The sequence below is a fragment of the Microbacterium sp. zg-B185 genome, from assembly GCF_030246885.1.
GTDB lineage: Bacteria > Actinomycetota > Actinomycetes > Actinomycetales > Microbacteriaceae > Microbacterium.
This window is the reverse complement of the sequence record NZ_CP126739.1, coordinates 2,832,397-2,846,848: the sequence shown is the minus strand read 5'-3', so window position 1 is coordinate 2,846,848 and position 14,452 is coordinate 2,832,397. Positions and strand designations below refer to the sequence as shown.

Here is a 14,452-nt window from a genome sequence, read left to right as displayed (position 1 = left end):
CGTCAGGTTCAGGTGATGATGTCGGGACTCGGGCTACCAGTGGGGGCTGGGGTTTCGGGCGGCGCCGGTTCCGGATCAGGAGCCGTCGTCGGTTCCACCACCGGGTCAGCTTCGACCGGCGGATCGACCGGCGGATCGACCGGCGGATCTACCGGTGGATCAACCGGCGGGTCCGTGGGGTCGGTCGGCGGGTCCGTGGGGTCGGTCGGCGGGTCGGACGGGTCCGTGGGCGGGTTGGACGGGTCGGTCGGCGGGTTGGACGGGTCCGTGGGCGGGTTGGACGGGTCCGTCGGATTTTCGTTGTTCGCCGGCGGGTTGGACGGGTCGTTGTTCGCCGGCGGGTTGGACGGGTTGTTCGCCGGCGGGTTGGAACTCGAGCTCGGCGGAGTGGTCGGCTTGGCCGTGGTCTGCGTGGCGGGCGGGGCCACCGGCGTGGCGCTGCGACGCGGATTCGGGTTCGCTCCGGTGGACCGCCGGGGCGCGTCGTCGTTGATCACCGGTGCCGCTTCGACGACCGGTGCGCCCGGCACGACCGGCTCGGCGATCGCCGGCGTCGTGGGGGCGGCGGTGGATGTCGTCGGGGACGGCGAGCGGTCGGCGGTGCCGGAGCCCGCGGTCATCGTGCTCGCGAAGACGATCGCCGCCGCGATGGTCAGGGCAGCACCGCCCAGAACGAACGGCGAGGACTTGCGTGCCTTGCTCACCGGCGAGACGAAGTTGGGTGCGCCGTCCACGACCGCTGTGTCCGCCTCGAGCAGGGCGAGTTCGGATCCGGCCGCGCTGTCGCCGATCAGCGCCAGCGCAGTGCCACCGGCCAAGGCGAGGTGCTTGTCGTTGAGGCGGATCAGTGCCGTGCGGGCGGCACCCAGGGCGATGGCCGCCTTCGGGTCCGCGTCGATCGCGATCGGCCGGTCGAACCGCTCGGACAGACGCTGCGCGACGAACGGGATGCGGGACGAGCCGCCGATCAGGAGGATCGACTCGAGCGCTTCCGGCTCGAGACTGGCGCCCTCGAGCGCGTCGTCCAGCGCGTCCATCGTCTTGTCCAGCGACCCGCTGATCATGTCCTCGAACTCGGACCGCGTGAGTCGCACGCTGGTGTGCGTCGGGGGGACGACGACCGGGACGGTGGCCTCGGAGTCGAAGGAGAGGGCTTCTTTGGCGTCCACGGATTCGCGGCGCAGCTGGGACAGCGAGAGGCGGATGGCGGGGTCGGTCATATCGAGCGACCCGACATCCAGACCCGCGGCGGTCACGACGTGGCGCATCACGGCGTCGTCGAAGTCCACGCCGCCGAGGTTGTCGATGCCGACCGGCTCGCCCACGAGGGCGAAGGAGCCGTCGATCTCCTTGCGGAGGATGACGGAGTCGAATGTGCCGCCGCCGAGGTCGTAGACCGCGAGGGTCTCGCCCATCTCCAGCGCGCGGGATGCCTCGTAGTGCCGCGCTGCGGCCTCGGGCTCGGTGATCAGCTCGACCTCGCCGACGCCCTCGCGGTGCAGGGCGGAGCGGATCAGCTCGATGCGGTGGCCGCCCCACGCGGTGGGGTGCGTGAGCGACACGGCTTCGGGCCGCCGTCCCTCGCGCTCGGTGACCAGCGCGACGATCGAGGCGACCGTCTTGGCATACAGCTGCTCGGCCGGCAGTGATCGGTCGCCGACGACGATCGGAACCTCGTCGCCGATGCTGCGCTTGAACTCGCGGATCAGCCGGTCGGGCTGGGTGACTCCGCGCCGCTCGGCGGCATCGCCGAAGGACAGTTCCCCGCCGTCTCCGACGAATACGACCGTGGCGACACTGTCGCTCTTGCGGCCCAGCGCGAACGGCGCCGTGACGATGCTTCCGTCTGCCGCGACGCGTGCGGTAGCTGCTGCTATCCGACTCGTCCCCACATCGACGGCCAGAAAATATGACACCTCTGTCATGTCTCGTTCCCCCAAGAACTAGACGTGCGACTTCCCCCAGTTATGTCTACCATCGCTGAGGCTTCTGTGCGAGAGCCGTCGGCGTCGGCATCCGAACTGCCACGGATCGTTCCCCACTTCCTTCTTCGGAAGTGAGGAGCACAATTCGCGACCACTGATACGAGGGCCGATGAACTCTCGGACGGTGCCCGCTAACCCCCTGAGATTTGGAGCACCACCCCCCAGCATGGCACAGAAAGGTGCTTCTGCGCACACTTCCCGCATAACCGTGTTACGCCGGAATTGGCACTCACGTTGCATGAGTGCCAGTGCTTGCCTAGACTGAGATTTAGCACTCTCACCTCGAGGGTGCTAACCAGTCTTGAGTTTCAAGGAAAGCAGAGGTACACCCGTGTCGGTTTCCATCAAGCCGCTCGAGGATCGCATCGTCATCCGCCAGGTCGAGGCCGAGCAGACCACGGCGAGCGGTCTGGTCATCCCGGACACCGCTAAGGAAAAGCCCCAGGAGGGCGAGGTCGTAGCGGTCGGACCCGGTCGCATCGACGACAACGGCAACCGCGTTCCGCTGGACGTCGCCGTGGGCGACGTCGTGCTCTACAGCAAGTACGGCGGCACCGAGGTCAAGTTCGGTGCAGACGAGTTCCTCGTTCTGTCGGCGCGCGACGTCCTCGCGGTCGTCGTCCGCTAACACCCGCAGTTCGCGAAAGGTCCGGAAGCCTCGGCATCCGGACCTTTCGCATGCCCGCGCTCGCCCGCCGGGGCGCACAACTCCTGCGTTCTGCGCGCTACGCCGCCGGGATCGCACCGACCACCGTGGGCCTGATCCTCCTTGTGCAGGAGTTGTGCGCCGCCAGTGCCGGCGTCGACGTGCGCTCCGTGCGCGCCACGGCCCGGGTGGTGGCCCGCTCGCGGCCATCCGCAGCCGGGTGCGCACCCGTACGCTGGGTGAGTGACCCGTGACCTCTCTTCCGCGCCCGACGCGGCATCCGGTTCACCCGAGCCGGCCCGGCCCGCTACCGGAGCGGCTGCAGCACCGGTGGATGCCGCGCGCGAGCGTTCGCTCGGCGGCATCTACGCCTTCTCGGCCTATCTGCTGTGGGGGTTCCTGCCCCTGTACTTCCTGCTGCTCCTTCCGACCGGACCGTGGGAGCTGGTCGCCTGGCGCATCGTGCTCTCGCTCGGGTTCTGCGCGCTCCTGCTGACCGTCGTGCGCGGGTGGCGCAGACTCGCGGCCATCGTGCGACAGCCGCGGTTGCTGCTGTGGACCGCGCTGGCCGGTGTGCTCATCTACGTCAACTGGCAGGTCTTCATCCTCGCCGCGCTGACCGGGCACGTCATCGAGACGAGCCTCGGCTACTTCATCAACCCGATCGTCACGGTCGTGCTGGGCGTGCTGGTGCTGCGCGAGCGACTGCGCCCCACGCAGTGGATCGCCCTCGCGCTGGCCGCGGTGGCGGTGGGCGTGATCGTCGTCGGCTACGGCGCCTTCCCCTGGGTGGCACTGACCCTGGCATTCTCGTTCGGCCTCTACGGCCTGGTCAAGAAGCGCCTCGGCCCCGCCGTCGACGCCGTCAGCGGGCTGACGCTCGAGACGCTCTGGCTGGCACCGGTGGGGATCGCGATCCTTCTCGTCGTCAGCACCACGACGGGACTGACGATGGGCGCTGCCGGCCCGTGGCACGCGGTGCTGCTGTGCCTGGTGGGCGTGGTCACCGCCGTCCCGCTGCTGCTGTTCGCCGCCGGCGCGCGGCGGGTGCCGCTGACCGTGATCGGACTGCTGCAGTTCGTCGCCCCGATCCTGCAGTTCATCACCGGCGCGTGGCTGCTGGGCGAGCCGATGCCGCTGGAGCGCTGGATCGGGTTCGGCCTGGTCTGGTTCGCGCTGATCGTGCTGACCGTGGACTCGCTGGTGTTCGCGCGTCGCGCGCGCGTCGTCTCGGACGTCGGCGCGCTGACCTGACGCGGGCCTGGCGGCCGGCCCCGACGCGGTTACCGCACCAACCGCGCGATCGCGGCCGTCGCCTCGGAGATCTTGGCGTCCGCCTCGTCGCCTCCGAGGCGTGCGGCATCCACGACGCAGTGCCGCAGATGGTCATCGAGCAGGCCGATCGCGACGGCCTCCAGCGCGCTGGTCAGCGCGCTGATCTGGGTCAGGATGTCGATGCAGTACTTCTCGTCCTCGACCATCTTGTGGATGCCGCGGGCCTGACCCTCGATGCGGCGCATGCGGTTGAGGTACTTCTCTTTGTCGGTGATGTACCCGTGCTGGGTGTGGACGTCGGTCATGACAGCTCCTTGGCGTGGGAATCCATAACGGTCGGCAGCGCGCGCGAGCCGACCGGAACGTTCGGCGGTGCGTCCTTCGACAGGCTCCGGAAGCGGCGCAGGCGCAGACTGTTGCCGACGACGAAGACGCTCGAGAACGCCATCGCCGCTCCCGCGATCATCGGATTGAGCAGCCCCATCGCCGCCAGGGGAATGGCCGCGACGTTGTAGGCGAAGGCCCAGAACAGGTTGCCGCGGATGGTGCCGAACGTGCGGCGCGACAGCCGGATAGCGTCGGCGGCGCTGCGCAGATCCCCGCGGACCAGGGTGATGTCGGATGCTTCGATGGCGGCATCCGTGCCCGTGCCCATGGCCAGACCCAGGTCGGCCTGCGCGAGTGCGGCGGCGTCGTTGACACCGTCGCCGACCATCGCGACGACTCGGCCCTCGGCCTGCAGCTCGCGCACGACCGAGACCTTCTGGTCCGGCAGAACGCCCGCGATGACGCGCTCGATGCCCACCTCATCCGCGATGCGGCGGGCGACGGTCTCGTTGTCCCCGGTCAGCAGCACCGGCCGCAGCCCGAGCCGCCGGAACTGCGCGACGGCTTCGCGGCTGGTGGCCTTGACGCGGTCCGCCACGACGAGCACCCCGCGGCCGTGGCCGTCCCACGCCACGAACACGGCGGAGGACCCCTCCGCCTCGGCCCGGTCCTTGTCCGCGACGAGCGCGGCGTCCGGGTGGATGGCCCACTCCGCGAGCAGGGATTGGCGACCCACCACGACCGCATGTCCGTCGACGACGCCCGAGACGCCCACTCCCGCGGTGGCCTGGAACGACTCCACGGTGGGCAGCTCGCCGGCCTCGCGGGCAGCGGCCAGGGCGATCGCCCGGCCGATCGGGTGCTCAGAGGAATCCTCCAGCGCGCCGGCCAGTCGCAGCAGCTCGGTGCGGTCGGTCCCCGGCGCCGTGATCACAGCGACCAGCGCCATGCGCCCGGTGGTGACGGTGCCGGTCTTGTCGAGCAGGATCGTGTCGACCATCCGGGTGGATTCGAGCACCTCCGGTCCCTTGATCAGGATGCCGAGCTGAGCGCCCCGGCCGGTGCCGACCAGGAGCGCGGTGGGTGTGGCCAACCCGAGCGCGCACGGGCAGGCGATGATCAGGACCGCCACAGCGGCGGTCACCGCGGCGGCGACCGGGTTGCCCAGCAGCAGCCAGGTGACAAGGGTGCCGAGGGAGATGACCAGGACGATCGGCACGAACACGCCGGAGATGCGGTCGGCGAGGCGCTGCACGTCGGCCTTGCCGGACTGGGCCTCTTCGACCAGCCGTGCCATCTGCGCCAGCTGAGTGTCATCCCCGACCCGGGTCGCCCGCACGTGCAGGCGCCCGCCCGCGTTGACGGTGGCGCCCACGACGGCATCACCGGCACCCACCTCGACCGGCACAGATTCGCCGGTGACCATCGAGGCGTCCACAGCCGATGTCCCCGAGACGACCACGCCGTCCGTGGCGATCTTCTCGCCCGGTCGCACCACGAACTCGTCGCCGACGCGCAGCGCGGAGATCGGGATCCGGCCTTCGACACCGTCGCGGATGACCGCGACGTCCTTCGCGCCCAGCTCGAGCAGCGCACGCAGGGCGGCGCCGGCGCGGCGCTTGGAGCGCAGTTCGAAGTACCGGCCGGCGAGGACGAACATCGTCACTCCGGCGGCGACTTCGAGATAGATGTTGCCGGCGCCGTCGGTGCGCTGCACGGTCCACTCGAAGGCCTCCATCATGCCGGGCATGCCGGCATCGCCGAGGAACAGCGCGTACAGCGACCACAGGAATGCCGCCGAGACACCGATCGAGATCAGCGTGTCCATCGTGGCGGCGCCGTGACGCAGGTTGATCCACGCGGCCCGGTGGAAGGGCCACGCGGCCCAGACGACGACCGGGGCAGCCAGCGCCAGCGAGAGCCACTGCCAGTAGGTGAACTGCAGCGCGGGGATCATCGACAGCGCGATCACCGGCACGGACAGCACGATCGCGCCGATCAGCCGCTGCCGGAGCGAGGTCAGCTCGCGGTCTTCGGGCGGGGCTTGCGCGGGTGCCTGCGGGCGGGGGAGCGCCGCGGTGTACCCGGTCTTCTCGACTTCGGCGATCAGCACGGCGGGATCCACGCCGGCGGCGGTCGAGACGACCGCCTTCTCCGTGGCGTAGTTGACGCTGGCGGTGACGCCCTCGAGCCGGTTCAGCTTCTTCTCGATGCGGTTCGCGCATGACGCGCAGGTCATCCCGCCGATCTCGAGCTCGACGCGCGAGCGGGGGAGCGCGGGTGTGCCGCCGTCCTCGGCGGCCAGAGCGGCATCCATCAGATGCGGGTGGCCTCGTAGCCCGCCTCGTCGACGGCGGCCAGTACGGCGGTATCGTCGAGCGCGCCGGTCGAGACGATGACGAGGCGGCCGTCGGCCGCGCTCACCTCGATCTGCTCCACGCCCTCGAGCTTGCCGACCTCGCCGCGCACCGCCGACTCGCAGTGCCCGCAGCTCATGCCGGTCACCTGGTACTCGTTCGTCATTCCCATGGCTCGTGCCCTTCGCTCGTCGATACCCCTAGGGGGTAGTTCCCGCTACGCGCAACCTTATACCTCACCCCGGTATTCCAGCCCGCGAGACTGCATAGGCATCACGAGACCGGGGTCACCCACCTCAGTCTCGTGGCGCCTATGCAGTCTCGCGGGGTTTTGAGGGTGGTGAGACGCGGCAGTTGCGTTACAGATCGTTAACGAACGGCAACATTGGCGAGACACGTCCGCGGTTAGGTTTAGGGGAACTGGATCGGCGCCCGAGTCGGATCCGCGTTCAACCACAGCAAGGAGCAACATGAGCGTCTTTTCCCGAGGCACTGCCTCCCGCTCGCGCGTGCGGACGGTGATCGGCGGGATCGCCATCGCCGGCGCCAGCGCCCTCGTCCTCGCCGGCTGTGCCGGTGGTGGCGGCACCGCCGAGACTTCGGAGCCCGCTGCGCCGACAGAGGACCTCACACTCAAGATCGGGACGATCCTGCCCCAGACCGGCAGCCTCTCCTTCCTCGGCCCGCCCGAGGAGGCCGGGGTCGGCCTCGCCGCGCAGGAAGTCAACGACTACGCCGACACCACGGGTCTCACGATCGACGACATCGTGTGGGGCGACTCGGGTGACACCGACAACAAGGCCTACGCGACCACGATCCAGACCCTCATCTCGGAGGGCGTCACGGCCGCCATCGGCGCCGCATCGTCGGGTGTGACGAAGCTGTTCCTCGACGACGCCGTCGCCGCGGGCATCATCACCTTCTCGCCGGCCAACACTTCGCTGGACTTCACGGCGTGGGACGACAACGGCCTGTACTGGCGCACCGCCCCCTCGGACACGCTGCAGGGCGAGGTGCTCGGCAACCTGCTGGCCGAGGACGGCCACAGCAACGTCGCGGTCCTGTACCAGAACGACTCCTACGGCACCGGCCTGAACGAGGTCTTCCAGGAGGTCTTCACCGGCACCGGCGGCACGATCGTCGAGGAGCAGTCCTACAACACGGGTGACACGACCTTCGACGCGCAGATCAGCGCGCTGCTGGCATCCAACCCGGATGCGATCCTGCTGATCACGTTCGATGAGATCTTCACGATCGGCCCGGCACTGCTGGCAGCGGGCTACCCCGCCGACCAGCTGTACCTCGTCGACGGAAACCTCAAGCAGTTCGGCGCGGACGCCAAGTGGCCCGCTGCCGCCAGCATGGAAGGCGCCAAGGGCACCACGCCCGCCGGCCCGATCGAGGCTGACGAGCAGTTCCAGACCGCCGTCAGCGACTGGTGGGTCGCCGAGGGCAACGAGAAACTGACCGACTTCTCGTACGCCAACGAGTCGTACGACGCGGTCATCCTCCTGGCACTGGCTGCGCTGTCGGCAGGCTCCACGGAGCCCGCCGAGGTCGCCGGCAAGCTGCAGGAAGTCTCGGGCGGCACCGGAGACGGTGAGAAGTGCACCACGTACGCGGAGTGCGCCGACATCATCCTCGGTGGTGGCGTCGCGGACTACGACGGCAAGTCCGGTCCGATCACGTTCGATGAGAATGGCGACCCGACCGAGGCCACCGTCGGCATCTTCGAGTTCGGTGCCGACAACATGTTCGAGCGCATCGGCTGATCCAGCCGCACGCAGCGAGGGCTCCGGAGCGATCCGGGGCCCTTCGCGTTTGTCGACCCGGTCCACCGGCGGACATGGAAAAGCCAGAAGCGGATGCCGTGGCATCCGCTTCTGGCTTGCGTACGGCGCTAGACCCCGTCGGAGCCGAGCGTGCCCAGGTACAGGCCGATGACCTTCGGATCGTTCAGCAGGTCGCGGCCGGTGCCTTCGTAGGCGTCGCGACCCTGGTCCAGGACGTAGCCGCGGTCGCAGATCTGCAGGCAGCGGCGGGCGTTCTGCTCCACCATGATGGTGGTCACGCCGGCGTTGTTGATGTCGGAGACGCGGATGAACGCGTCATCCTGCCGCACCGGCGACAGACCCGCCGACGGCTCGTCCAGGAGCAGGACGGCCGGGTCCATCATCAGCGCGCGGGACATCGCGACCATCTGCCGCTCCCCGCCGGAGAGCGACCCGGCACGCTGCTTGAGACGCTTGCCGAGCTCGGCGAAGATCCCGGTCACGAACTCCAGGCGCTCGTTGTACGTGCGCGGCGCCTGGAAGAGGCCCATCTGCAGGTTCTCCTCGATCGTCAGCGAGGGGAAGACGTTGTTCGTCTGCGGCACGAAGCCGACGCCGCGCTGGACGAGCCGGTCGGACTTGAGACCGATGACGCTCTCGCCGTTGACGGTGATCGTTCCCTCGCGGACCTTCACCATCCCGAAGATGGCCTTCAGCAGCGTCGACTTGCCGGCGCCGTTGGGGCCGATGATGCCGATCAGCTCGCCCTTGCGGGCGTACAGATTCGCGCCGTTGAGGATGTTCACGCCGGGCAGGTAGCCGGCGACCACGTCCTTCAGCTCGACGACCATCCGGTCGGTCTTGCCCTCGGCGTGCGCCGAGGCTCCGGTGGATCCGGTGCTCGTGGATGCCATCATCGGTGCTCTCCTTCGGCGTCGGCGATCGCGGCCTCTTCCGCTTCTTTGATCTCGTCGAGCAGCTCTGCGCCCGAAGCGCCGAGCTCGCCCGCGACACGGCCGGTCACCACGCCGAGGTCGACGTCCTGGTGGCTGCCCAGGTACGCGTCGATCACGGCCTGGTCGTGCATGACCGTTTCCGGCGGGCCCTCGGCCACGATGCGGCCCTCCGCCATCACGATCACCCAGTCGGCGATGTGACGGACCATGTGCATGTCGTGCTCGACGAACAGCACGGTCATGCCGAGGTCCTTCAGGTCGAGGATGTGATCCAGCAGCGACTCGGTCAGCGCCGGGTTGACACCGGCCATCGGCTCGTCGAGCATCACCAGCGTCGGGTCGCTCATCAGTGCCCGCGCCATCTCGAGCAGCTTGCGCTGCCCGCCGGACAGGCTCGCCGCATAGTCCTCGGCCTTCGCGTCGAGCTTGAAGCGCTCCAGCAGGCCGCGCGCCTTCTCTTCGATCGCGTCGTCCTGCTTGCGCCAGATCGCAGGGATCAGGCTGGAGAACAGGCCCTCGCCCTTCTGCCCGGTGGCGCCGAGCTTCATGTTCTCCAGCACGGTCAGCAGCGAGAGCGCCTTGGTCAGCTGGAACGTGCGGACCTGGCCCATCCGGGCGACCTTGAACGACGGGATGCCGGACAGGTTCTTGCCGTCGAAGCTCCACGTGCCCGTGTTCGGCTTGTCGAATCCGCACAGCAGGTTGAACAGCGTGGTCTTGCCCGCGCCGTTGGGCCCGATCAGCGCGGTGATGACGCCACGCGGCACCTCGACGTGCTCCACATCGACGGCCAGCAGGCCGCCGAAGCGTCGGGTCACGTTGTCGGCGATCAGGATGGGGTCGACCTTCGCGACGCCCGGGACGTTCTCGCCCTTGGCCAGACCGCCCGACTTGGGGCGACGGATGCTGCCGGTCGGCGTCACCTCGACCGCCTCACCGCCGCCGGTGGCCGCCGTGCCGTCACCTGGCGCACCGTTGGTCGTGCCGTTGTCTGCCATGCCGTTATCTGCCGAGCCGTTATTTGACAAAGGTCAGCTCCCTCTTGTTGCCGAGGATGCCCTGTGGACGGAAGATCACGATCAGCATCAGGGCGACGCCGACCAGGATGAAGCGCAGCGTCCCGGCCTGCACCGACGACAACGGCAGGATGCCGGAGTTGGCCAGGGCGGGCAGCACGTTGCCGAGGAATCCCATGATCACCCAGAAGATCACAGCTCCCAGCACCGGCCCGAACACCGTCGCGGCGCCGCCGAGGAGCAGGATCGTCCAGATGAAGAACGTGATCGAGGTGGTGTAGGTCGCCGGGACCACCGCCGAGGGGAGCGCGAAGACCACGCCGCCGAGCGCGCCGAACACGCCACCGATGATCAGGGCCTGCATCTTGTAGGCGAACACGTTCTTGCCGAGCGAGCGCACCGCGTCCTCGTCCTCGCGGATGCCCTTCAGGACGCGGCCCCACGGGCTGCGCATGATCGCCCAGACGATGTAGACGGCGATCGCCAGCAGCAGGGCCCCGAACACGCGCACCCAGAGCTGAGCTTCGGTCCACTGCCACGGGCCGAAGCCGTACGTGCCGGGCGGGAACGGGTTGGCCCCGCGGAAGCCGGCGTGATAGCCGCTGAGTCCGTCGGCGGAGTTGGTCCACTCGTCGAAGAGCTGCGTGGTCAGGAAGAGCCTGACGATCTCGGCCGCCGCGATCGTCACGATGGCCAGATAGTCCGCGCGCAGTCGCAGCGTCGGTATGCCCAGGATGAAGGCGAACGCGACCGCTGCCAGACAGCCGACCAGGATGCCGGCCCACCAGGGCAGGCCGAAGCTCAGAATCGAGATCGCGTAGCCGTAGGCGCCGAGCGCCATGAAGCCGGCCATGCCGAAGTTCAGCAGACCGCCGTAACCGAACTGCACTGCCAGTCCGACTGCCGCGAGGGCGTAGGCAATGGTCTCCGGGCTGAACACCCAGTAGGCCGTGTTGTTGAAGATCTGTCCCCAGTCCATGTCGCCCCCTAACCGAGTCTCTCTTTGCGACCCAGGATGCCCTGAGGTCGGACGAGCAGGATGATGATCAGCACCGCAAGGGCACCCACGTACTTCATGTCGGGCGGTATCCACAGGGTGGAGATCTCCACCAGGATGCCGACGATGATCGCGCCCAGGAGTGCCCCGAACGCCGTGCCGAGACCACCCAGAGTGACGGCGGCGAACACGAGCAGCAGCACCTGCGTGCCCATGTCCCACTTGATCCCGGGTCGGAAGTACGCCCACAGCACGCCCGCGATCGCGGCGAGCGCGGCCGAGAGGATCCACACGATCCGGATGACGCGGTCGACGTTGATCCCGGATGCCGCGGCCAGGCCGGGGTTGTCCGAGATCGCCCGCGTCGCCTTGCCGATGCGCGTGCGCAGCAGCCAGAACGCCACCGCCGCGAGCAGCACGATGCTGATGCCCATCGAGATCACATCGAGCAGGGACAGTGAGATCGGGCCGAGTGTGATGTCGCGCGCTCCGCCGGCACCGGGCAGCTGGTAGGTGCTGCCGCCGATGAAGAACTGGAACAGGTAGCGTCCGGCCAGCGACAGACCGATGCTGACGATCATCACCTGCACCAGGCCGAGACCCTTGCGCCGCAGAGGCTGCCAGAGCCCGGCATCCAGGGTCCAGCCGAGCACGCCGCCGAGCAGGATCACCACCGGGATCACGATCCACATCGGCCAGGCCAGCCAGACGCCGAACACGAGCGCGATGACCGCGCCGAAGGTGATCATCTCCGCGTGCGCGAAGTTCGTCAGACCGGTGGTGCCGAAGATGAGCGAGACGCCGATGGCGGCCAAGGCGAGCAGCAGCCCGAAGTTCAGGCCGTTCATCAGCCGGTCCAGCACCTGGTCCAGGAAGCTGGTCTGCGTGCGCTCGCCGGGGCTCAGGAAGATGTTGACGATCGCGGAGCCGGTCAGGCCGAACTCGACGTCCCGCGGATTGTTCTCGACGATGACCCCGTCCGGGAGCGTCGACTCGTCCACTTCGAGGGAGTACGTGTCCTTCTCGGGGACGTACAGGCGCCAGCGTCCGTCTGCGCCGGTGAGCGTCTCGGCGTCGAAGCCGTTGCCCTCTACCGACACGCGGACATCCGCGAGCGGCTCGTCCTTGTTCGTGATCGTGCCGGCGAAGTAGAACGACGTCTGCTCCTGGTCACCGCCGGGTTCGTCGGGTGCGTCGGCGCGAGCCGCGCCCGGCGTCTGCAATACGAGCAGTGTGGCTGCGAGCAGCGTGCCGATGGCGATGATGAGCCATTTCAGCGAACGCCCCGCGAGCGTAGTCGTGGAACCCACGTAACCTCCAGTCCGGCTGCCACACGGCTCGACGCTACGGGTCGCATCAGCCGTGACGACGACGGTACGAGCGTAATGTGTCGGTCTTGTTTCACCTACAACACGCTGTGGACAAGTATTCGGAGCGCGGGGCGTCCGTCACCGCGGCCGCGCGTATAGCCCGGAAGCCGCGGGGGAACAAATCGGCCCCGCCGACGCTTTAGAATCTGAAGAGGAGCACCCCTCCCGCAATCTGGCCGTCGACGTCCCATTTCGCGCCGAGCGGCGCAGGAAGAGCAGCGCATGCAGCAGCCCGACCCCTTCGGTTTCGTGGGATTGACCTACGACGACGTCCTGCTTCTGCCCGGGCACACCGATGTCATCCCCAGCGAGGCGGATACCTCCTCGCGCGTCACCCGCCGCATCACGGTCGCGACCCCGCTGGTCTCCAGCGCGATGGACACGGTCACCGAAGCGCGGATGGCGATCGCCATCGCTCGTGAGGGCGGGCTCGGCATCCTGCACCGCAACCTGTCCATCGAAGAGCAGGCGTCCCAGGTCGACCGCGTCAAGCGCAGCGAGTCGGGGATGATCTCGAACCCGATCACCACCACCCCGGACGCCACCGTCGACGAGGTCGAGGCGCTGTGCGCCCAGTTCCGCATCTCGGGGCTTCCGGTGGTGAACGAGGCCGGCCGGCTGGTGGGTATCGTCACCAACCGCGACATGCGGTTCGTGTCCGGCTTCGAGCGCAGCACGACCCTGGTCAAGGACGTCATGACCAGCGAGGGCCTGGTCACCGCGCCGGTCGGGATCGGCGCGAACGACGTGATCGCGATCTTCGCCAAGCACCGCGTCGAGAAGCTGCCGCTGATCGACGAGGACGGCAAGCTGGCCGGACTGATCACGGTGAAGGACTTCGACAAGAGCGAGAAGTACCCCCTCGCCACCAAGGACGAGCACGGCCGGCTCCGCGTCGGCGCCGCCATCGGCTTCTTCGGGGACGCCTGGGAGCGCGCCGAGGCGCTGCGCGATGCCGGGGTCGACGTCCTGGTCGTGGACACCGCCAACGGGCAGTCCGCCGGCGTGATCGACATCGTCCGTCGCCTCAAGGCCGACCCGTCCTTCGAGCACATCGACGTCGTCGGCGGCAACGTCGCGACGCGCGAGGGCGCGCAGGCGCTCATCGACGCCGGCGTGGACGCGGTCAAGGTCGGTGTCGGACCGGGCTCGATCTGCACCACGCGCATCGTCGCGGGTGTCGGCGTGCCGCAGGTCACGGCCGTGTACGAGGCCTCGCTCGCCGCGCGCGAAGCCGGCATCCCCGTGATCGCCGACGGCGGCCTGCAGTACTCCGGCGACATCGCCAAGGCGCTGGTCGCCGGTGCGGACACCGTCATGCTCGGTTCGCTGCTGGCCGGCACCGACGAGTCCCCGGGCGAGATCGTCTTCCAGGGCGGCAAGCAGTTCAAGCAGTACCGCGGCATGGGCTCGCTCGGCGCGCTGCAGACGCGCGGCAAGAAGACCTCGTATTCGAAGGACCGCTACTTCCAGGCCGACGTGCCCAGCGACGACAAGCTGATCCCCGAGGGGATCGAGGGTCAGGTCGCCTACCGCGGACCGGTCGGGGCCGTCGCCTACCAGCTCGTCGGGGGCCTGCGGCAGTCGATGTTCTACGTCGGCGCGCGCACGATCGAAGAGCTGAAGATGAAGGGCAAGTTCGTCCGCATCACGGCCGCGGGGCTGAAGGAGTCCCACCCGCACGACGTGCAGATCGTGGTCGAGGCGCCCAACTACAGCAGGCGGTAGCGCGCTGCCGGCAGCCGCTGCGG

At 68.6% G+C, this 14,452-nt stretch carries 12 protein-coding genes; 4 read left to right on the top strand and 8 right to left on the bottom strand.

What is annotated here, in order from left to right:
- Positions 1-8: 8 nt before the first annotated feature.
- Positions 9-1,925, bottom strand: coding sequence for an Hsp70 family protein (locus QNO12_RS13640; protein WP_257501615.1), 1,917 nt, complete (start codon positions 1,923-1,925; stop codon positions 9-11).
- 391 nt (positions 1,926-2,316) lie between these two features.
- Between QNO12_RS13640 and groES the strand changes: the two genes are divergently transcribed.
- Both groES and rarD read left to right on the top strand, forming a co-directional pair.
- On the top strand, positions 2,317-2,613 hold the full coding sequence (groES, locus tag QNO12_RS13635) for a co-chaperone GroES (protein ID WP_257501616.1): 297 nt from the start codon (positions 2,317-2,319) through the stop codon (positions 2,611-2,613).
- 348 nt (positions 2,614-2,961) lie between these two features.
- A complete protein-coding gene (rarD, locus tag QNO12_RS13630) occupies positions 2,962-3,885 on the top strand; it encodes an EamA family transporter RarD (protein ID WP_257501680.1) in 924 nt (307 codons plus the stop codon).
- A 29-nt stretch (positions 3,886-3,914) separates the two neighbouring features.
- Here rarD and QNO12_RS13625 read toward each other — a convergent pair whose 3' ends face one another.
- From QNO12_RS13625 to QNO12_RS13615, 3 genes are read right to left on the bottom strand one after another with little or no spacing between them, the layout of a single operon-like run.
- A complete protein-coding gene (locus QNO12_RS13625) occupies positions 3,915-4,211 on the bottom strand; it encodes a metal-sensitive transcriptional regulator (protein ID WP_257501617.1) in 297 nt (98 codons plus the stop codon).
- The gene (locus QNO12_RS13620; protein WP_257501618.1) at positions 4,208-6,550 is read right to left on the bottom strand and encodes a heavy metal translocating P-type ATPase; all 2,343 of its coding nucleotides are present in this window, start codon (positions 6,548-6,550) and stop codon (positions 4,208-4,210) included. Before QNO12_RS13620 ends, QNO12_RS13625 begins: the two co-directional genes overlap by 4 nt.
- Positions 6,550-6,762 (bottom strand): heavy-metal-associated domain-containing protein, encoded by a 213-nt coding sequence (locus QNO12_RS13615; protein WP_257501619.1) that lies wholly within the window; start codon positions 6,760-6,762, stop codon positions 6,550-6,552. The genes QNO12_RS13620 and QNO12_RS13615 overlap by 1 nt, the downstream gene beginning before the upstream one ends.
- Before the next feature lie 298 nt (positions 6,763-7,060).
- Between QNO12_RS13615 and QNO12_RS13610 the strand changes: the two genes are divergently transcribed.
- Positions 7,061-8,362: an ABC transporter substrate-binding protein gene (locus tag QNO12_RS13610; RefSeq protein ID WP_257501620.1), complete on the top strand. Its 1,302-nt coding sequence runs from the start codon at positions 7,061-7,063 to the stop codon at positions 8,360-8,362.
- Positions 8,363-8,490: 128 nt separating this feature from the next.
- Here the strand turns inward: QNO12_RS13610 and QNO12_RS13605 are convergent, their stop codons facing one another.
- The 4 genes from QNO12_RS13605 to QNO12_RS13590 all read right to left on the bottom strand — a co-directional run bounded on the left by QNO12_RS13605 (position 8,491) and on the right by QNO12_RS13590 (position 12,641).
- A complete protein-coding gene (locus QNO12_RS13605) occupies positions 8,491-9,213 on the bottom strand; it encodes an ABC transporter ATP-binding protein (protein ID WP_257501681.1) in 723 nt (240 codons plus the stop codon).
- Positions 9,214-9,275: 62 nt separating this feature from the next.
- The gene (locus tag QNO12_RS13600; RefSeq protein WP_257501621.1) at positions 9,276-10,316 is read right to left on the bottom strand and encodes an ABC transporter ATP-binding protein; all 1,041 of its coding nucleotides are present in this window, start codon (positions 10,314-10,316) and stop codon (positions 9,276-9,278) included.
- A gap of 19 nt (positions 10,317-10,335) precedes the next feature.
- Positions 10,336-11,313, bottom strand: a complete 978-nt coding sequence (locus QNO12_RS13595) for a branched-chain amino acid ABC transporter permease (protein WP_257501622.1) — start codon at positions 11,311-11,313, stop codon at positions 10,336-10,338.
- An 8-nt stretch (positions 11,314-11,321) separates the two neighbouring features.
- Positions 11,322-12,641 carry a branched-chain amino acid ABC transporter permease gene (locus tag QNO12_RS13590; protein ID WP_257501623.1) on the bottom strand — a complete coding sequence of 440 codons (1,320 nt, stop codon included), beginning with the start codon at positions 12,639-12,641 and terminating at the stop codon, positions 11,322-11,324.
- Between the two features lie 282 nt (positions 12,642-12,923).
- Between QNO12_RS13590 and guaB the strand changes: the two genes are divergently transcribed.
- Positions 12,924-14,429, top strand: a complete 1,506-nt coding sequence (gene guaB, locus QNO12_RS13585) for an IMP dehydrogenase (protein WP_257501624.1) — start codon at positions 12,924-12,926, stop codon at positions 14,427-14,429.
- Positions 14,430-14,452: the final 23 nt, after the last annotated feature.